The sequence below is a fragment of the Nostocoides sp. genome (genome assembly GCF_035343835.1).
Taxonomy (GTDB): Bacteria; Actinomycetota; Actinomycetes; order Actinomycetales; family Dermatophilaceae; genus Nostocoides_A; species Nostocoides_A vanveenii.
Map to the genome: position 1 here is coordinate 1,222 of NZ_DAOQZV010000030.1, position 19,508 is coordinate 20,729.

At 67.8% G+C, this 19,508-nt stretch carries 17 protein-coding genes; 8 read left to right on the forward strand and 9 right to left on the reverse strand.

The genetic code is table 11. The features are described from left to right. From PKH97_RS03810 to PKH97_RS03820, 3 genes are all read right to left on the reverse strand, one after another. Positions 1–1,449 (reverse strand): glycosyltransferase (locus PKH97_RS03810; protein ID WP_324386077.1); only part of this gene is annotated, 1,449 nt, incomplete at its 3' end. Next, positions 1,446–3,125, reverse strand: a complete 1,680-nt coding sequence (locus PKH97_RS03815) for an ABC transporter ATP-binding protein (protein ID WP_324386078.1) — start codon at positions 3,123–3,125, stop codon at positions 1,446–1,448. The genes PKH97_RS03810 and PKH97_RS03815, both read right to left, overlap by 4 nt. 83 nt (positions 3,126–3,208) lie before the next feature. Continuing rightward, positions 3,209–4,369, reverse strand: a complete 1,161-nt coding sequence (locus tag PKH97_RS03820; RefSeq protein ID WP_324386079.1) for a glycosyltransferase family 4 protein — start codon at positions 4,367–4,369, stop codon at positions 3,209–3,211. Positions 4,370–4,496: 127 nt separating this feature from the next. Here PKH97_RS03820 and PKH97_RS03825 point away from each other — a divergent pair, with 127 nt between their 5' ends. From PKH97_RS03825 to PKH97_RS03835, 3 genes are read left to right on the forward strand one after another with little or no spacing between them, the layout of a single operon-like run. Continuing rightward, entirely contained in the window at positions 4,497–6,086 is a 1,590-nt protein-coding gene (locus tag PKH97_RS03825; protein WP_324386080.1) for a P-loop NTPase, read from the forward strand. Continuing rightward, positions 6,083–7,417, forward strand: coding sequence for a hypothetical protein (locus PKH97_RS03830; RefSeq protein ID WP_324386081.1), 1,335 nt, complete (start codon positions 6,083–6,085; stop codon positions 7,415–7,417). The genes PKH97_RS03825 and PKH97_RS03830 overlap by 4 nt, the downstream gene beginning before the upstream one ends. Beyond that, positions 7,404–8,231 carry a polysaccharide deacetylase family protein gene (locus PKH97_RS03835; RefSeq protein WP_324386082.1) on the forward strand — a complete coding sequence of 276 codons (828 nt, stop codon included), beginning with the start codon at positions 7,404–7,406 and terminating at the stop codon, positions 8,229–8,231. The genes PKH97_RS03830 and PKH97_RS03835 overlap by 14 nt, the downstream gene beginning before the upstream one ends. Here the strand turns inward: PKH97_RS03835 and PKH97_RS03840 are convergent. Continuing rightward, positions 8,183–9,208, reverse strand: a complete 1,026-nt coding sequence (locus tag PKH97_RS03840) for an O-antigen ligase family protein (RefSeq protein WP_324386083.1) — start codon at positions 9,206–9,208, stop codon at positions 8,183–8,185. The genes PKH97_RS03835 and PKH97_RS03840 overlap by 49 nt on opposite strands. Before the next feature lie 26 nt (positions 9,209–9,234). Here PKH97_RS03840 and PKH97_RS03845 point away from each other — a divergent pair, with 26 nt between their 5' ends. After that, positions 9,235–10,122, forward strand: a complete 888-nt coding sequence (locus tag PKH97_RS03845; RefSeq protein ID WP_324386084.1) for a nucleotidyltransferase family protein — start codon at positions 9,235–9,237, stop codon at positions 10,120–10,122. Further along, on the forward strand, positions 10,119–10,409 hold the full coding sequence (locus tag PKH97_RS03850; protein WP_324386085.1) for a hypothetical protein: 291 nt from the start codon (positions 10,119–10,121) through the stop codon (positions 10,407–10,409). Before PKH97_RS03845 ends, PKH97_RS03850 begins: the two co-directional genes overlap by 4 nt. Positions 10,410–10,437: 28 nt before the next feature. Here the strand turns inward: PKH97_RS03850 and PKH97_RS03855 are convergent, their stop codons facing one another. Beyond that, the gene (locus PKH97_RS03855) at positions 10,438–10,992 is read right to left on the reverse strand and encodes a hypothetical protein (RefSeq protein WP_324386086.1); all 555 of its coding nucleotides are present in this window, start codon (positions 10,990–10,992) and stop codon (positions 10,438–10,440) included. Positions 10,993–11,218: 226 nt separating this feature from the next. On the opposite strand from PKH97_RS03855, the gene PKH97_RS03860 reads away from it, so the two are divergent. Further along, entirely contained in the window at positions 11,219–11,971 is a 753-nt protein-coding gene (locus PKH97_RS03860; RefSeq protein ID WP_324386087.1) for an alpha/beta hydrolase, read from the forward strand. 70 nt (positions 11,972–12,041) lie between these two features. Continuing rightward, positions 12,042–12,767, forward strand: a complete 726-nt coding sequence (locus tag PKH97_RS03865; protein WP_324386088.1) for a cytochrome P450 — start codon at positions 12,042–12,044, stop codon at positions 12,765–12,767. A gap of 156 nt (positions 12,768–12,923) precedes the next feature. Here the strand turns inward: PKH97_RS03865 and PKH97_RS03870 are convergent, their stop codons facing one another. The 4 genes from PKH97_RS03870 to PKH97_RS03885 all read right to left on the reverse strand — a co-directional run bounded on the left by PKH97_RS03870 (position 12,924) and on the right by PKH97_RS03885 (position 17,444). Next, a complete protein-coding gene (locus tag PKH97_RS03870) occupies positions 12,924–13,706 on the reverse strand; it encodes a carbohydrate ABC transporter permease (protein WP_324386093.1) in 783 nt (260 codons plus the stop codon). Positions 13,707–13,858: 152 nt separating this feature from the next. Continuing rightward, the gene (locus tag PKH97_RS03875) at positions 13,859–14,953 is read right to left on the reverse strand and encodes a sugar ABC transporter permease (RefSeq protein ID WP_324386089.1); all 1,095 of its coding nucleotides are present in this window, start codon (positions 14,951–14,953) and stop codon (positions 13,859–13,861) included. 86 nt (positions 14,954–15,039) lie between these two features. Further along, positions 15,040–16,335, reverse strand: a complete 1,296-nt coding sequence (locus PKH97_RS03880; RefSeq protein WP_324386090.1) for an extracellular solute-binding protein — start codon at positions 16,333–16,335, stop codon at positions 15,040–15,042. Between the two features lie 86 nt (positions 16,336–16,421). Further along, positions 16,422–17,444 (reverse strand): LacI family DNA-binding transcriptional regulator, encoded by a 1,023-nt coding sequence (locus PKH97_RS03885; RefSeq protein ID WP_324386091.1) that lies wholly within the window; start codon positions 17,442–17,444, stop codon positions 16,422–16,424. A 192-nt stretch (positions 17,445–17,636) separates the two neighbouring features. Between PKH97_RS03885 and PKH97_RS03890 the strand changes: the two genes are divergently transcribed. After that, the coding region (locus tag PKH97_RS03890; RefSeq protein ID WP_324386092.1) for a glycogen debranching N-terminal domain-containing protein at positions 17,637–19,508 on the forward strand (1,872 nt) is incomplete at its 3' end.

Sequence of the window (19,508 nt, forward strand, 5' to 3'; positions counted from 1 at the left end):
GGTGGGCCCACCCGCGGCCAGGCGGGCATTGTCCGGGGCCTGCATGGCGACGAAGGTGTAGCGCCGTGCCACGTCGGGAGTCAGCTGGTCGCCGGAGGGAATGATCAGGGTCACCCGGGCGCGCACCGCGCTCTCCAGCCCCGCGCCGCTCAGAGCGCGCAAGTGCACGTCGACCGGTCGCCTCAGCCGCCTGCGCACGGGATTGAGAACCCCTTGGATGAGCCGGCCTTGGTAGCCGTCGCGATGACCCGCCGCCCACCACCGCCAGTGGGCATACGGACGCACCTTGATGCTCGCCGGCGTCTGTGCGAGCGGTCCGTCCAGTACGTGGCGAACGACGACCTCGACCTCGTCGGCCCTGAGTGCTTGCATGTAGGAGTGGAGCGCGCGTTCGGCACCCCCCGCGCCTCCGAGCCAGCCCGAGCTGATCAGCACCCGCAGGCGCGGCTCGCCCCTACGGCCTCGTCGCCAACTTCGCGCTGCCGTCACCACCCGATGCGCCCGGTCGATCACTCCCGGTGCCCGGACGTATGCCTGCGCGAAAAGTGCGAAGGGCCGGCCCGGTTCCAGTCGCCATAGGTCCGCCGCTGTATGCCGCATCTGCAGGCGGAGATCGGCATCTGTCCGGTGCCCCTCGGCCACGAGTTGGCGCCGCAGATAGATCTGTTTTCGGAAGAACTGGCCGACGGCGCGGGCGAGCAGATGACTCCGGGGACCAGGACCGGCGCGGAGAAACTCGACCTGCTCATGGGCTGCGTCCATGGCATCGCGGCGTTGCGCTGATGTCGGGGGACGGCCGGTGATGCTTGCCGAGTGTTGGAAGTAGAAGTACAGCACCTCGGTCGTCGCCGCTGACCGAGCGCCTTGGTCGATGACGCGGTAGGTCATGAACTCGTCCTCGTGCAACCGGCCGTCGGGGAAGCGCATAACCCGCCAGAGTTCGGCCGCATAGAGCTTCGAGCACGCGATCGTCCACAACGTGTGGTTGGCGCCGAAGAACTCCAGCGCCACTTGGTCGGGGGTCAGGCCGCGCTCCTCGAACGGCCCGGCAGGGCGAGCCGGGGACTCCGTCGTCGTCCGCACGAACGGGACGGCCGCGACCTGGGCGTCCCACCGCGTCAGCAGGTCAAGCAGGGTCGCGACATAGCGCGGATCCACCCAGTCGTCGGAATCGACGAACGTGACGTAGCCACCCGTCATCACGTCCAGGCCGGCGTTCCGGGCGGCCGATGGGCCGCCGTTGGTGCGGTGCAGCACCCGGATCCGGGCATCATCTCGCGCGTATTCGTCGCAAATCGCACCGCTGCGGTCGGTGGAGCCGTCGTCGACGAGCAGGATCTCGAGGTGGCTGTGGGTCTGGGCCACGAGGGAGTCCAGGCACCGGGCGAGATAGGCCTCGACGTTGTAGACCGGGACGATGATCGTGACCAGGGGCTCGGGAGCCGTCATGAGATACCCGCCAGTTCGAGCGCCCGGCGGTAGAACGGGCTGCTCTGCTGCAATTCTGCCGGAGTGCCGCTGGCCGTGACGCGGCCGTCGTCCATGACCACGAGGGTGTCGCACAGGTCCAGGGTCGACATCCGGTGGGCGATGACGACGAGCGCGATCTCGCCATGAATCCCAGAGAGCGCCGACCGTATCAAAGCCTCGCTCTCTGGATCCAGCGCCGAGGTGGGCTCATCGAGGATGATCAGTTCTGGCGAACCCACGAGCGCCCGCGCGATCGAGAGCCGCTGGCGCTGACCACCAGAGAGTTGTGAGCCCCGCTCACCCAGGTGCGTGTCGAAACCGGCCGGCAGCCGTTCGATCTCGGTGAGAATATTGGCCTGCCGGGCCGCCCGCCGCAGGTCGTCATCGCTGATCCCCGGACGAAAGAAGCGGACGTTCTCGGCGACCGTCCCGGTGAAGAGCTGAGGCTGTTGAGGCACGAACGCCACCCGCTCGGTCCACCAGGCGCGATCGACCTCCGCGAGGTCGACACCTCCAACGGTCACCGTCCCCGAATCTGGACGCCGCAACCCGAGAAGCAGATGAGCCAGGCTCGATTTGCCGGCGCCCGACGGGCCGATGACGCCGGTTGCGGTGCCCGGCGCCACCGTCAGGCTGACGTGATCCAGCGCCATCCGGTCCGGGGTGTAGGCGTAGCTGATGTCGTTGACCACGATGGGGGTCACGCTCGACGGTCGCAGGTGGCCGGTCCCTGCCGGGTTCGCCCGGTAGTTCGCCAGGGTGGTGTCGATCAGTCTCATGGACGGGACGGCCGCGGAAATCGTCCCCGATGCGGTGGTCATCTGCTGGCCGAAGGTCATCGAGCGCAGCATCAGGAGCATGACCGAGCCCACGCTCGCAATCTCGCCCGTGGCCAGCGTCGAGAGCAACCCGACAGCGCTGAGAATCGCGACATACACAAACAGGGTGTATGTCGGTGCCAACAGGCCGCTGAGGAACTGGACCCGCCGCTGATTCTCGGTCGTCGTCTCGGTCAGGTCGCGCACCCGCTCGGCAATCGGGCCCTGCACGCCGAAGACGTGCATCTCCAAGGGCAGTGATCCGAATTCGGCCACCGTCGCCGTAAACGCCAAGTCTGACTTGTTGGTCTTTGCGGATTCGCGGCGTATCCGGCTGCGCATCGGCCGCAGAATCGCGCCGAGCAGCGCGAGGATGGCGAGCACGCCAAGCGAGGCGAGGGGCTGGATGATCAGGCTGGCGCCGAGGAAGGCGAGCAGGCTTAGGCCGGCGGTCACGCTCTGGGTGGCGGAGATCACCGCGACATTGACACGCCCCACAAATGAGGTCAGCAATTCCTGCAGCCGCCCGGAGGGCTCGGCGTGCTGAATGCTCCACGACGTGGACAGATAGGCCTGCGCCAGCGCGATGCGTTGGTCGGCGCGGACCCGCGCGCTCAGGGTTGCCGTCAAGTGGGAGGCAAGCACGGCCGCTGCGTACCGCGTCAGGACGGCGAGGCCGGCCAGGAGCAGAGTCTGAATCAGGGTGAGGCTGATCCCGTGGATCGGACCGATGCGCTCGCGTCCGCTGGCGACCGCGAGCAGCGCGCTGGTCAACAACACCAGGAAGGCGGCTTCGATCATGGCGCCGGCAAAGGACACGGCGGCGAGCTGCGTCATACGGGCACGATGGCGCCGCGCCAAGTCGCGAAGTAGCGACCATCCGGAGGTCGCCCTCAGCGGCGCATCCGTCGAGGCCGTCGTCATCGACGCCCGCGGGTGCGCCTGCGTAGGACGGCCCGGTAGGTCTCCAAAGACACCGCTGCGACTCCGCACTGGTCGAAGGTGGTCATCGCCCGGTCCCGGGCGGCGGTCCCCAGCCTAACGCGCAGGTCAGCGTCGCCAAGCATTCGCTCGACGCACTCGATCAGAGACCCGGCATCCCTCGGTCGCGTCAGGAGCAGATGGATGCCGTCACTGCCTATCTCGCGGCACCCGCGGATATCGGTCAGGACCATGGGGCGGGCGCAAGCGGCGGCCTCCATCGACGCGCGGGAGAAGCCCTCCCGATAGGACGCCAGCACGAAGATGTCGAAGGCCGAATAGACGGCCGGCATGTCGACATATTCGCCGGGGTACTGGACCGCCGGATCCCGCGGCGGGACCTCGCCGGCGGTGTCGTCCTCCGGGCCGACCCAGACGAACCGCGCCTGGCCGGCCAGGGCCCGAGCCAGTGCGGTGAATTCCCTGTCCCCTTTTTCGATGACGCGCCGGCCGACCGTGCCGACGAGTAGTTCGTCCGGGCCGATGCCCCACTGCGCCCGCAAGCGGTCTCGGCCGGCCGGATCCGGTTCGAACCGGCGTAGGTCGATGCCGTTGCCGACCACCCGGTGGCGCCCGCGTTTGAGGACGCGCCGCAGAGTGGCTTCGTCGTCGGCGTTCTGGAACAACTCGTAGTCGGAGAAGCGCACCGCGAGCGCCTCGATGGCGTAGACAGCGAGCCGGCGAGGGAGCGGGTCGCTCGGACGCACCCACAAGCCGTGGCAGGTGTTGACGACAACGGGGACGCGCGTCATACGCCCGGCGATTCGGCCCAGGACACCGGTTTTCGGGTTGTGCGTATGCAGCACATCCGGTCGCAGCCGCCGCAGGATGCGCACCAAATCCCAGAACGATCGCAGGTCGCCGGCGACATTCCATGAGCGCGTCAACCGAGGCAACGGAAGATGTTCGACTCCCAGCGCCTCGACCCGCGCGACATACGGACCCGGCGCACTGACTCCGACGACGCGGTAGCCCGCCTCGACGGCGGTCTGGAGTTCGGTGGCAAGCAGCAGCGCCAGGCTCATGTCGACGGTCGTCAGGTGCACCAGAGTGCCTGGTCGCGCCGTATCGGTGCCCGAATCACCGCCCCGCCTGATCACGAGGCATGATCGTGCCCAACGTGCGCCGCGAATGCAATCTGCCGGGGTCAGGTTGCGCGTTAGAGTTTGCCGGTGCGCGCACCTCGCCGGGGGGTCCGGCGCACTCGGCCGACGAGAGAGGGACGGTATGACGCTGCGTGAGTTCCTCAAGGTGGTCGCGCGTTGGTGGCCGCTGATCGTCGCGTCCACCCTGGCGGCCGGCATCTTGATGTGGTTCCTCACGCCCGCGGATCTGGCGAAGCGGCCCTCCGCGGTCGCCTACACCGCCTCCAGCACGCTGCTGGTCAACAGCGTCGCGAGCGGGAATGAAACGACGCCCAGCACGCCGCCGAATCTCGGCCGCATGGTCATTCTGATCCAGCAGGGGACGATTCCGCTGGTCGCGGCGAAGGCGATCGACTACCGGGGCGACCCGGCCGAGCTCGCCAAACAGGTGTCCATCGAGATGGATTCGGCCGCGAGTGCGATCACCTTGACCTCGACCGGTCGCGACGGCCCCCGGACCGCCGAGATCGTCAACTCCTTCGCCAAGGCGAGTGCGGACTACTTCAAGGCGGCCCGGCCGGGTGTCGGACGGGTTGCGATCGTCATCCTTGATGACGCCACTCCGTTGGCTCAAGAGGTCGGCGGCGGCTTCGTCATCCCACCCAGCCGCACGATCCGCGCCGCGCTCGCCGCCCTCCTCGGCCTGCTCGTCGGCATCGGCCTGGCGATGATCTTCGGTCGCATCGACTCCCGGTTGCGCACGCGGGAGGATGTGCACGAGGCCGTCGGCCTGCCCATCATCGCCGAGGTTCCCCAGTTGCCGCGGGGCCTGCGCAAGGTGGGCGGCAAAGTTGCCTCGCTCGAAGAGCCGCTCAGCGTGTATGCCGAGGGCTACCGGACCGCTCGCACCGCGATCGTGCATACGGGCCGGGGCACCGCCTCGTCGGCGGGCGTGGAGGGCGAGGCGTCCGGAGGAGCGGAACCTCGGGTCGTCCTCATCGCCTCGGCACAGCCCTCCGAGGGCAAGACGACGAGCTCGGCGAACCTGGCGGCCCTCTTCGCCGAGACCGGCGTACGGGTCCTCGTACTCGACGCAGACCTGCGTTCGCCCGATGCTCACGTGCATTTCGATGTCCCACAGGGTGCCGGGATATCCGACTATGTGACCGATCCTGCCGCCCACGACCTGGCGTCGTTGATGCGTCCCACCAACGTGCCGGGCGTGCGGATCATCACGGCGGGGACGACGCTCGAACACCCCGCAGCCCTGGTCAGTCGAATGGGCTCATTGCTGACCCAGGCCCGCGAACTCGCCGATGTCGTGATCGTCGACACCGCACCGTTGCTGGCGGCCAGTGACGTCTTCGACCTGCTGCCCCAGGTCGACGTGGTCGTCCTTGTTGTCCGGGCCGGGCGGTTGACGGAGTCCGCCGGGCGGCGCGTGAGCGAACTCCTGGGCCGGTTCACGGTGCCCGTCGCCGGCGTCATCCTGGTGGGTGTCAAGTCGATCAAGCGCAAGGGCTACGGCTACGGCTATGGGTACGGGTACGGATCGGGCAGCGGCAAGAAGGACAAGTCGGCGGCCAAGAAGCCGTCCCGGCCGGTCAGCACCGGCCAGCCCAAGCCCGCAACCACCGGCCCGAAGAAGACCGCGGCCGCAGGCAAGCCCAAGCCCGCCCCCACGCCAACGACCACCCCGGACGAGGCGAGCACTCCCGCATCGACGCCATGATGCGCGCGAGGGAGCCGCTGCCCTGGGCGCTGGGTGTGCTCGTCGGCTTCACGCTGGCCGTCCTGTTCAAGTACGCGCTCCTGACCGATTCCTACAACGTATGGGGCGCCTTCCTGGTCATCCCGGCCATCGTCTTGCTCAACCTGGTCGTGATCTACAGTCTGGTCGACCGCACGGCCCACCCTGCCTTCTCGCGCCTGCTCGAACTCGCGCTGGCCGTGCGGCTGACCGGCGCCCTCGCGCGCTATGCCATGGCCTATGTCTTCTACGGGGGAGCGGCGGACGCTGAGCGCTACAACCTCTATGCTGCCGGCCGGTACATCTTGTGGCGTGAAGGGTATGTCGTCTGGGACTGGGGCGGCAAGCAAGGAACCCAATGGATGGAGTTGATAACGACCGCGGTGTACACCGTGATCGGGCCCTCGCCGCTGGCGGCTTTCCTGGTCTTCGCTTCGTTCTCGTTCTGGGGGAGCTACCTGATCTACCGGGCCTTCGTGATCGCCGTGCCCGATGGCGATCATCGGCAGTTCGCGCTGCTGGTTTTCTTTCTCCCGTCGCTGAACTTCTGGGCCTCGAGCATCGGCAAGGAGGCGTGGCTGATGTTCTTCATCGGGTGCACGGCCTACGGTGCCGCGCGCTTCTTCACCTCGCGTCCGTGGGGCCTGACGCTGTTGGCGCTCGGCGCGGTGGGGACCGCGCTCATCCGGCCGCACTTGTCGGTGCTGCTCTTCGCCGCCCTCGTCGTGGCCCAGTTGCTGCGCCCGGCCCGCACCCAGACAGGCGGCAATTTGGCCAAGCTCGCCGCGTTGGCCCTGTTGGCCGGAGCCGGCTGGATCCTGGTCACCCAATCGGCGCAATTCCTTGGCATCGACGACTTCAGCTATCAGGCCATCGCGGATTCGGTGACGACGGCGAGCGACCAGGCCAGCGAGAGTGGGTCGACCTTCACCCCGGTGTCCTTGAGCAACCCCCTGGGGGTGCCGATGGCCTTCGTGACGATCCTCTTCCGACCGTTCGTCTTCGAGACCCGCAACCCGGCCATGCTCATCCAGAGCATCGAGGGGATGGTTGTGCTCTACCTCTTGATCCGCTTCCGGCCGCGGCTTCGCCCGTTGCTGCGACTACTGCGGACCAACCCCTTCGTGCTCTTCAGCGCCCTCTTCGTCCTGAACTTCACGATCGCCTTCGCCGGCTTCGGCAACTTCGGCATCCTGGCCCGGCAACGCGTGCTGATGCTGCCCTTCTTCTTGATGATGCTCGCCCTGCCGATCGGTCGTGAACCCGATCCGGTGGCTTCTCCCGAATGGCAGCGCGCCCATGCTCGGGCGTGAGCGCGTGGTGCGCGCCGAGGACGCCGTGCGGAGCGGCATCAAACGAGCCCTGGCGGCGCCCGCTGGGCGCGCCACGGCCCTGGGCGCCTCGCTGCTCATCTACCACCGGGTTGGCGGTGGCACCCGGAACGAACTCGACGTCTCTGCCGCCGCCTTCGCGCGGCATGTCGATCTCGTGGAGCCGTATGACGTGCTCGCCCTCGACGCGGCACTGGACCGCCTGGATGCGGGCGACAGTCGCCCGAGCGCTGTGCTGACCTTCGATGACGGCTTCGAGGACGTCTACCGCAACGCCTGGCCCGTGCTGCGCGAACGCCGGTTGCCTTTCACGATCTATCTCGCGTCCGCCTTCATGGGCACGACCATGATCTGGGAGGGAGCGACCGCCAAGGGCGCCGCCGGGATCGGACTCACGTGGCGGCAACTTGAGGAGATGCTCGCCTCGGGCCTGTGCACGATCGGCAATCACACGCACGACCACGCCCGGCCCGAGGAACTGACCGCCGACCAACTCGATCGGTGCCAGGCGGCCGTCCAGCACCACCTCGGGGTGACCCCGGCGCACTTCACCTACCCCTGGGGCATTCCGGTGCCAGCGCTGGAATCGGACCTGCGAGCCCGATTCCGCAGCGCCTCGACCGGCGAGCTCGGCCGAAATGGACCGGATACTGATCGCATGCGGTTGCGCCGCATACCGGTCCGGCGAACCGATCCGGACTCATTCGTTGCGCGCAAGCTCACCGGCGACCTGACGCCCGAGCGCGCCTACGCCCGCCTGGTGCGGTTGGGCAAGTCGGCCGGACTGTCGGGATGAGAGCGGCGCGATGTCCAGGCTGCGCAACCGAGCACCATGCCAGCGGCCATCATCACCGGTGGGAAGTCGACAAGATGATCGAACAGCGCGTGCCCGGCCAGGGCCGTCCACGCAGCCACTGCGGGCATCGCGACGCGGGCGGGGCCCGAGGCAGCCAGGACGAGCCCACCCAGCCAGATCGCCGACAGCAGGGCGAGGCCAACCCAGCCAGTCTCCGCGCCCACCTGCATCAACAGCGAATGGGCCGAGGATGTGTCTGGGTCCGCCGCCAGCGGGCTGAAGCGCGCAAAGGACCCCGGCCCGCTGCCCAGCCGCGGGTTGCGGTCCCAGAGAGCGAGCGCGTCGTGCCACAACCGCCACCGGATGGGATCGGCGATCAGACGCGACCAACTCGGCCGGAGCGCCAGGGTGACCAACCACCACAGCCCGTATGCCGCTCCCGCCACCGATGCCAGCGCGGCCACCACGATCGGCCAGCGCCGCCGAGGAGGGCGAAACAACGCCAGCAGCGCGCAGGTCAGCACCCCCACTGCCACCACGGAGCCGAGTCGCGAGTCGTTGGCGATCGCGACGGCCACGCACCCGAGAGCCGCTGCGGTGGGCACCCAGCGGCCCGCCCAGGTCGAGCGGGACCCGCAGATCGCGCACAAGGCGAGGACCTGCACGGCGAGGGCGGCGTTCGCGTTCGCATAGCTAAGCGGAGCCTTGGCGGGTTCGACACTCCAGCAGACGCCGAGATAGAGCACGACGCACAGCGCCGGACCCACCCAGCAGCTCAGTGCTCGACGATCGGCCATCCGGCGCCCGACGAGCAGGCCGACGAGGAGCGCGAGGGGGGCCACGGCATACGGGCTGAGGAGCACACCAGGAAAGCCCTCCGGGCCCGGATGGAGGGCACACGTCCACGTCCACCACACGAGGACGGCACCGAGCAACGGAAGTGCGCGGGCCGAGCGAACGCGGCGGAGGCGGCTCACACCGTGCACCCGCATAGGCTCACGTCGTGAGCATCGTCATGCCCGTTGCCGTTGGGGTGCAGTTCGCCCACGCGGCGGTGCAGGCGATCGCGGACGCCGAAGGCATCGACGTGCTGCACATCAAGGGCCCGGCCCTCGACACCGTGCTCCTGGTCCACAAGCCGAGCCTAGGCGAGGCGGCGGGCCGCCGGGACAGCTTCGACGCCGACGTGCTTGTGCGGCCGACTCAGGTGAATCGACTGATCCGGGCAATGCGATCGCATGGATGGTCTGTGCGCTACCGCTTTGAAGATGGCTCGAACTTCGGGCACGCCTCGACGCTGGTCCACGCGCACTTGGCTCCGGTCGACCTGCACCGGTCCTTTCCTGGATTCGGCGTCACGGCCGGTGCCGCCTTTGCCTCTCTGTGGGAAGACCGAATGCCGATCACGATCGCCGGGGTGGCGTGCTCCGCTCCGAGCCGCGACGCTCATCGACTGATCCTGATCCTCCATGCCGTGCGCAGCGGCGACCTGCTCAGCGAGGACATCCGTCGCGCGTGGACTGAGGCCACCCCGGACGAGCGATCACGCATCAGCGCCTGTGCAGAGGTGCTCGGCGCAGAAGTTGCGCTGGCGGCCGGCACCGGGGCGCTGGCGCGATTCCGGCACCGGCGCGACTATCGCCTGTGGCAGGCGCTTGCCACCCGGCAAGCCACTCGACCGCGGTTGTGGTGGGCCTGGGTCAGCGCGCAGCCGACCGCTCGGGAGCGCGCTCGGGTCGGACTTCGGCTCATCGGGCCCCGGCTGGGCCGTCTCCGGGGCTCCCTGGGCCATCGTCCGAGCGCCGCGGATTATGTGGGTGCTCTCCGGGTGCGCGTCCACAACGAACTGGACGCGGCACGGCGCGCCATCGCGGCCCGGGCACACAAATGACCGCCCGCCGGCAGCGCTGGGCCTGGGTCGACCACCCCGGTGCGGACGGGTCCGAGCCCACGTTCTACGTCCTCGCCCTCCCCGATGGATCCCCGTATGCGCTTTCGAGTCTCAGTGCTCTGATCTGGCAGCTCGCCTTAGCTCGCGACGCCGACATCCCTGCCGTGGTAGCTCAGCAGGTGGGTGTCCCGGTGTCCGAGGCGCGGGACATGGTTGGGGTCGTGCTGGTCGACCTCGCGGACAAGGGGCTGATTCCTCGGCAACAGACAACGGTGCCGACGACCTGAGTCGTCGGCACCGTTAGCGGCCTGCCTGTCAGGCCACCCGTGTCGAGCCGGCGGTGGGGCAAGGACAGTTTTGCGGTCCGGTGGACACGACGTGACCCTTGACGACGACCGGGGGATGTGTACCGTGCGTGTCGTTCGAACACGGGCACGTGTGCCGCCACGTGACCGTCAGGGTGAAGTCGAAAGTCAGGTTCTGGCTGTTGGCGCTGTTGGTGAACTCGAGGGCGATGGGCGTCGTCGAGTTCTTGGGGATTTTGATGCACCCGGTCGTGGGGGGACGCCACGTGAACACGATGGGCGGCGTTTGAGCAGCGAGGTTGGTGGTCATCGTCGCCGTGCAGATGTAAATGTCATGAACCGTGTCGGGGTTCTTGATGCTCAAGGACAACACATACGACTTGGTGTAAGGCGAGTGACACGAGTTGCCTGGAGCCTTGCACCCCTTGATGAAAGTGATGACGGGGGAAGGTCCCGATGCGGCATACGCCGGCGCCGTGGCCACGACCGCTACGGCCGGTGCGCTCCACGCCACTCCCTTGGCCACCGTGCGCCGAGTCGGTGCCAACCCCTGGTTCTCTTCCACTGCGTCTGATCCCTTCCCCACCCGTGGCCACGCGTCGGCCCTTTGACACAGGATGCTAGTGGCAATCCCAGCCAGTATCCGCCAATCGCCCACGATTTCCTTGTCCGATATTCGAAGGACGCCCTTTCTCGGCACGATCCTCAACGCCCGTGGGCCATGCCCGGTCAGAGCCGAGAATCGGTCGGGTCTAGATTCACCAGGAGACATCGACGTCGAAGGAGCATCCATGTCCATCCCGCACCGCACCATCGGCCACGGCCCCAAGACGGTCTTCCTCCTCCACGGCTGGTTCGGCTCCGCCGACGGGTGGGGAAGTTTCCCCGATTACCTCGACCCCGAGGCCGCGACGTGGGTCTTCACCGACAACCGCGGGTATGGCGCTCGGATGGCAGAGGCCGGAGAGTTCACCCTCGACGAAGTCGCCGACGATGTCCTCGCCCTCGCCGATGAACTTGGCGCCGACACCTTCTCCCTCGTCGGGCACTCGATGGGCGGCGCCGAGGTATTGCGCGTCCTTGCCAAGGCACCCGATCGGGTCGAGCGGCTCGTGGCCATCACCCCGGTGGGCGCGCAGCCGGTCCCGCTCGATGAGGCCGGGCACGACCTCTTCTTCGGCGCCCCGGACGTTCGCGAGAAGCGCTACGGGATTGTCGATTTCACGACCGGCAATCGGCTCACCCCGCAGTTCGTCAATGCGATCGTCGATTGGTCACTTGTCCACTCGACCGTTGACGGTTTCCGTGGTGCCGTTGTCGCCTGGACCAGCCCCGACTTCCTCGCCGAAGTCGAGGGCAAGGATCTGCCGGTCCTCGTCATCCCCGGCGAGCACGACCCAGCCTTGGGCGAGGCCACGGTGAACCAGACGTGGAAGCCCTACTTCCCCAATTGCTCGGTCGAGGTCATGCCGAACGCCGGCCACTATCCGATGTTCGAGACCCCGGTCGCCCTCGCCACGAAGATCAACGCCTTCCTCGGGTGACGGCGGCCGATACCGCCCTCGTGCACGACCCCTGCACCTACACCAGTGGCGTGCCGTATGCGCGTCCGCGATGGCACGCGAAGCCGTCGCCCTGCGGCCAGCGCCCGGCGCCGACGGCGGGATGCCGGACCCGCGCTCGCGTGCTGGCATGCCCGACCCCTACCACTACGCCCACCTGCTCCGCGCAGCGAAGCGCGCCGATCCCGGTGACGATGTCATGTCCCTGCTCATGCGCGCCTGCGCTGACGACGGGGGAGAGGTCAGCCTCGAGGAGTTCGAGAACCTCTTCTGGCTCTTCGCGGTGGCCGGCAACGAGAAGGTGCGCAACGGCATACCAGGCGGGATGGTGGCGCGGCTAGCCGACCCGCAGCCGCAGCGAGCGCTGCGCGCGGACCCGTCGCTGATAGCCAGCACGGTCGAGGAGATGCTCCGCTGGTGGACGCCGGTGATGACTTTCCGGCGCACGGCGACCACCGAGGTGTCCATTGCGGGGCAACGGATTCGGGCCGGCGAGAAGGTTGTCGTCTCCTTCAATTCCGCCAATCGCGACGAGAGCGTCTTCCCCGATCCGGACCGCTTCGAGATCCGCCGGTATGCCGCCGGCTCACCCGCCCGCCCGCATCTCGCCTTCGGCCACGGCCCGCACTCCTGCCTCGGGGCAGATCTCGCCCGCGTGCAGATGGCGACCCTGCTGGAGGTTCTTCTCGCGCGGACGGCGTGGCTGGAGCTGGCTGGTGAACCGGCCTATCTGCGCAGCAACTTCCAGCGCGGCGTCAAACGCCTCCCGGTGCGTTGACGGCTGTGACCAAAGGAGCGTCCGCTAGCGGCCGTGACAAGGAACGGCCGCCGAACCGTTTCTGTTCGGCGGCCGTCTGGCCTCGGACCGGAGTGGGCCGGCCCGAACATTCCGTTGTCTTCCCCGCCTAGTCTCCCCGGCGAGGACGGGGCAGCATCAGCCCTTGTCGGCGCCGGCGTTGGCGCCCTGGGTGAAGAAGCGCTGGAAGAGGATGAAGACCAGCGCGGTCGGGATGGTCATGATCAAGGCCGCCGCCATCTTGATGGGGTACTGCGTGCCCGACCCGAGGCCGCCGGTGGTAAAGCCGGCGATCCCGCGTGTCAGCGTGTAGAGGCTGTCCTTGTTGGTGGCGATGATGAAGTGCCCCAGTTCGTTCCACGAGCCCTGGAAGGAGAGGATCGTCAACGTGATGAGGGCCGGCTTCGCCATCGGCAGCACGATCGACCAGAAGGTCCGGAAGGTGCCGGCGCCATCGATGCGGGCCGCCTCCTCCACCGACGGGGGGATCGACTCGAAGAACTGCTTCATGATGAAGACCCCGGCGGCGTCACACACGAGCGGCAAGAAGAGCGCCGTCGGGGTGTTGTAGATGCCGTAGTACTTCAGCGCGAGGAACTTCGGCAGCAGCAGGACGATGCCGGGCACGGCCATGACCGCGAGGACGGCGGTGAACAGGGCGTCGCGGCCCTTGAACTTCAGGCGTGCCAGGGCATACCCGGCGAGGGAGTTGAAGAAGACCCGCCCGAGGGTGACGATGATCGCCACCCAGAAGGAGTTGAAGAACCACAAGGGAAACTTCGTGTCCGCGAGGCGGGAGATCGCGTCGGTCGTGACCGGGTTGGGGATCAGGCTCAGCGGGTTGTCCGTGGCGTCCGACTGCGTCTTGAACGAGGTGACCAACTGGATGATGAACGGGAAGATGTACATCAACGCGAACATCACGAGCAGGGTGTAGAAGAGCGCCTTCTTGGTGCCGCTCGAGCGACCGAGAAGCTGGCCGTCGCTCGTGGGCGCCCCCGTCGTCTCCACCTTGGTCAGCGCCGATCCCTCTGCCGCTGTAATCCTGGCGTCCTGGGCGCCGAGAGAGTCACTCATGCGGTCACCTCCTTCTTCGCCGCGCGCCGTGCCGCACGCTGGGCCTTCTTTGTGGCCGCCTCGTCCTTGTCGCGCAACAACCAACGCTGCGCCTGCGTCATCAGGAAGATCAGCAGGAAGAGCAGGAACGCCATCGCGGCGCCTTGGCCCCACTTCTGGTTGGTGAAGGCGGCCTGATAGGACAAGAAGGCGGGCGTCAGCGTTGTCTTGGCGGGCTTGCCCTGACCCATGATGTACATCTGGTCGAAGACCTGCCAGGTGCCGATCACGCCGAGCGTGACCACCAACAAGATCGTGGGACGCAGGTGCGGGATCGTGACATTCCAGAAACGCTGACGGGCATTGGCGCCGTCCACCATGGCCGCCTCCTCGACTTCGGTCGGCAGGTCTTGGAGGGCCGCGAGGAACATCAGCATGAAGGTGCCGGCCGTGGTCCAGATGACCTGGAACATGATGGCGGAGAGTGCCACGCTCGGCCCCTTGATCCATTCCCAGAGCGAGAGGTTCATGACCTTCGTGTCCGCCAGTGCCGCGGGTGGCGAGTCGATATTCCACACCCCGAGTCCGTCACCGGCGAGGTGAATCAGTCCGCGGGGGTCGGCGAACCAGTTCGGTCCGTGGATGCCAAACCAGGCCAGCACGCCATTGATCGCACCGGTGCCGGCGAAGAGGTAGAGGAAGACCAACGAGATCGCCACTGAGGAGACGACCGACGGGAAGTAGAAGGCGGTGCGGAAGAAGGTGCGGCCCTTGAGCCACTTCTGATTGACCAGGACCGCGAGCAGGAGCGCGATGGCGGTCTGCAGCGGGACCACGCCCAAGACGTAGTAGAAGGTATTACGCAGCGAGGTCATGAAGTCCTGGCGGGCCAGGCCTTGCTTGGTGAGGAGGTCGCTGTAGTTCTTCAGGCCGACGAACTCGGTGGTGCCGCCGAACGGCGATCCTCGCCCGGTCCAGTTGCTGACCGAGACCCACAGGGCCATGACGATCGGGATGACGAGGAAGAGACCCAGGATCAGGATCATCGGGGTGACGAAGAGCCAACCGGCCACCGGTTGACGCATCGGGTCACCGGACTTGGTGCGTGCCATACGACCTCCTAACAAAAGGTGCAGTTCGCCGTCGGGCCGGTGGAAGAGCCCGGCCCGACCGCGAAAGGTGTTGTGCGCAAGAGGGATCAGCCGCCGATGGCGGAGGCTGCGTTGTCGTCGAAGGACTTGGTGGCGCCGGCGATGTCGGCGGTGGCCATCTTCTCCAGCTGGCTGTTGAGCTCGCCGACGACGTCGGTCAGGCCCGGGACATTGATCGGTCCGTGGCCGTACTCACCACCGGCGACGAAGGCGGCGTCCTCGGGGAACTTGGCCTTGTAGGCGTCCGCGGCGTCGGTGCGGCTCGGCATGACGCCGAAGGCGTCGGCAAAGGCCATCTGCGACTCGACCGTCGTCAAGGAACTGATCAGGTCGATCGCGGCGTCCTTGTTCTTGGAGTCGGTCGCCAGGGCCCAGCACTGGGTGAACATCAAGGTGCCCTTCTGTGCTCCCGCGGGCATCTCGACGACCTTGTAGCCGACCTTCGGATAGTCGTTCTTCATCGCGCCCTTGATCCAGTTGCCTTCGATGGTCATGGCCGCGAGCTGCTTGCCGAAGGCCTCGCCGCCCCAACCGACGCCCAGGTCGTTCGACATCTTGAAGTTGCCGGCCTTGACGTTGTCCTGGACGAACTTCAGGGCGTCGGTGACCTTGGCGTCGGCAGCGGCGCCCGCGGTGTTGTCGGCGTTGAGCCACCAGCCGCCGTTCTGGACGACGAAGGCGCCGAGGCGGTCGATGCCGACGCCGATGCCGAGACCCGCAACCTTGTCGGTCGTCAGCTTCTTGGAGACGGCGACCAGCTGGTCCCAGGTAGTGGGGATGTCGGCATCGGTCAGGCCGGCCTTCTTCCACATCTCGGTGTTGATCTCCAGCGCGAGCGAGGAGAAGTCCTTGGGCACGCAGTACTGCTTGCCGTCGTAGGTGAAGGTGGTGCGCAGCGACTCGTAGAACTTGTCGTTGTCGGCGATCTTGTCGGCGTAGGGCTCAAGCGAACCCTGCTTGGCGAAGGTCGCGAATTTGCCGGCATCCATGTACATGATGTCGGCCGGGTTACCGCCGGCGAAGCCCTGGGCCAGTTCCTGGTCCATGTCCGAGGCGACGGTGACCTCGACGGTGTTGCCCGTCTTCTTGCCCCAAGCATCGGTGGCGGCCTTGACCGCAGCGGTCTCGGCATCGCCAGAGGAGGCGATGAGCATCTTCAGTGCCGCCCCGGTGGGGACGCTGGCGCTTGAGGTCTCGCCGCTGGACGCGGTTCCGGAGGAGGACGCTCCGCCGGTGGCGCTGGAGCTGGTTTCGAAGCCGCCGCCACCTCCGCAGGCAGCGAGGGTCAGCGAACCGATTGCGGCGATGGCCAAGGTGGTGCCGCGGCGGGCGGTGCGATTCATGATGTTCCTTCTGTGGTGGGGGTGGTGGGGGACAGGGTTTGATCGTTCAAAGACGGTCGCTGGGAGATCTCCCGATGCGGCGGACGTCAAGGGGCGTGCGGGTCGCGGGATGAGCTGGCGCGGGCGACCAGCCGGGGTTGGAATAGCGCGCCGGTGTCCGGGGCGCGGCCGCCGGCGAGCCGCTCATGGACGACACCGAGGAGATGATCGGCCACGGCGTCGAGGGGTTGCGCGACCGAGGAGATGCCGGCGAGTTCTGCCAGGGCCGAATCGTCGAAGCCGACAATGCCGATATCCGGGCCGATACGCCAGCCTCGCTCGCTCGCGGCGCGCTCGAGCCCGAGCGCCAAGAGGTCGGACGCGCAGACGATGGCGCTTCCCTTGCCGATCCGGTCCAGCAGTGCGCGCCCGGCCTCCAGCGCGGGCTGCAGTCGTTGGCTCGACACGCCCTCCGGGCCCGGCCGCATGCCAGCGGCGTCGAGTGCGTCCGCCCACCCGGCGCGGCGGTCGTCGCCCACCGCGGAGCCCGACGGCCACCCGAAGAAGCCGATGCGGTCGTAGCCAGCGTCCACCAGGTGGCGAACGGCCTGGCCGACGCCGTCATGCCCGTCCACGTCGGCCCAGGAGGTGATGTCGGGGCGCCCCCAAAGGCGACCGAAAGCGGCATACGGCACGCGATGGTCGTCCAGCCATTGGGGACGCGGGTCGCCTGGGTGGGTGTCGGCGAGGATGAAGGCGTCGACGAGTTGACCGCGAACCATGTCCTGGTAGCCGGCGAGGAGCGGTCGCGCGTCGTGGGTGCCGAAGGTGACCATGTGGCTGCCGTGCGCCGCGGCGTGGACACTCAGGGCCAGCACGAAGGGGAAGGCGACGGCGTTGCGATGGCCTGCCCCGGTCGCGTTGAGTTCGAAGCCGACGGCCCCGGTGCGTTGCGACCGCAGCGTCTGGGCAGCGTTGGACGGCCGATAGCCCAACTCGTCGATGACGCGGCGGACCCGCTCAAGGGTGGGAGCTTTGACGCGCTCGGGGTGGATGAGGGAGTTGCTCACCGTCTGGCGGGAGACGCCAGCGGCGTCGGCGACCTCGCGGATGGTGATCCTGCCTGGCATGACGTGCACGGGATCCCTCCTCGGCGTCGGCGTTGACGTGCGGCCCGGGAATGGGCCAAGGTGTGCGCAGATCGCTTATCTCGCCAACCACGATCACGTGGCTCACTTTGAACGATCAGATTTGAACTGTGGACCCTGCACCGGGGTTCTGTCAAGCACCATGTCTCGACCGAGAGAAAGTGAGAGCCGCCCGTGACCAAGATCAGCGGCCGTCAGCCGTGGTTGCACGATCGCACCATTGCCGTCTGCGGCAACGCCACGGCGCTGTCGGTGGCCGATGGGTCGATGGGTGCCACGGGCACCGGGCTGCTCGTCGACGACCGCCTCGTGCTCTCCGAGCTGCGCCTGCGGTTGGCGGGGGAGGAGCCCGCTGTCATCCAGAGCGGAGCGACCGGGGCAGTCGCCGCGATCTGGTCGTGCGCGCGGAATCTCGGCGATAGTGGGCCCGACCCGACGGTTGAGGTGCACAGGCGGCGCGAGGTGGTCGGCGGCGGAATGCGCGAACGGATCCGGCTGATCTCTCGGGCGGCCGACCCAGTGCTGGTCGATGTCGAGATCACGCTCGGCGGGACCGGCGCGGAGTTGGCGGTCGTCAAGGGTGGGCATCCGCAAGGCCCTGTCCTGCCGATCTCGATCGAGGGTCCCGCCCTGCGGTGGATCGACGACCGGCACGAGACCACCGTGCGCACCGTGCCGGTTGCCGAAGTCGCCGTCGGGGCCGACGGACTCGCGCGCCTGACCTGGCCGGTGGAACTCTCGACGAGCGTGCCCGTCGATCTCGTCGTCGAGATCGACGCCCGCCGGGTATCCGCTTCGGCCTTCGATGCCGATGCCGGGACCGGGCTGGTCGATTGGTCGGGCATCGAGGCGCTCGCTGTGGACCGGCGGATCGGGGCCCTGGTGTCCACCTCGCTCCGCGACCTCCAAGCCCTCCTGCTGACCGACCCGCTCGCGCCCTCTGACGTCTTTGCCGGCGCCGGAACTCCTTGGTATCTCACGCTTTTCGGCCGGGACTCGCTGTGGGCCGCACGCCTGATGCTGCCCTTCGACCTGGCCCTGGCTGGCGGGACCCTGCGCACCTTGGCTCGTCGGCAGGGGCACACCAACGACCCCGTCACTGCCGAGGAACCGGGCAAGATCTTGCACGAGGTGCGCCGGGCGCCGTATGTCGACAAGACCTCCGGCATGGTGCTGCCCCCGGTCTACTACGGCACCGTGGATGCCACCGCCCTGTGGGCGATCGTGCTGCACGATGCCTGGCGGCAGGGTTTGGACACCGGCGAAGTGCGCGCCCTATTGCCCAATCTGCAGGCGGCCATGGGCTGGCTCCAACAGGCTGCCGACAACGAGCTCGGTCTGCTGCGCTATATCGATCGGTCCGGATCGGGCCTGGCCAACCAGGGGTGGAAGGACTCCGGCGACTCGATGCGCCGCCGCGATGGCAGCATCGCGCCGGCACCCATCGCCCTTGTCGAGGCTCAGGCGTATGCCGTTGAGGCCGCCTACGGTGCGGCAGCCATCTACGAGGCATTCGGCGTGCCGGGCGCCGATGCGGTCCGGGCCTGGGGGGTCGACCTTGCTGGGCGAATCAACGAGCGCTACTGGGTCGAGGACGATCGGGGGAGCTATCTGGCGATGGCCATCGATGGTGACGGTCGACCGGTCGACGGCGTCGGCAGCAATATGGGCCATGTGCTCGGCACCGGCGTGCTGGACGAGGGTCAGGCGCGGCTAGTCGTCGACCGGCTGCTCGCTCCGGATCTGTTGGGGGAGTTCGGGATCGGGACGCTCTCGCGCACCAATCCGGCATACAACCCGATCGGTTATCACACCGGTTCGGTGTGGACGCACGATACGGCGATCGCCCTGCTCGGCATGGTCCGCGAGGGGCAGTCCCGGGCCGCGAGCCAGGTAGCCCGCGGCCTGGTGGCCGTGACGGTGCCGCTGAACTATCGTGCCCCCGAGCTCTTCGCGGGGGAGTCGGTGGCCGGCCTCCCGGCGCCCTACCCGGCGTCGTGCCGTCCGCAGGCCTGGTCGGCGGCGTCTGCGGCGGCGATCGTCGCC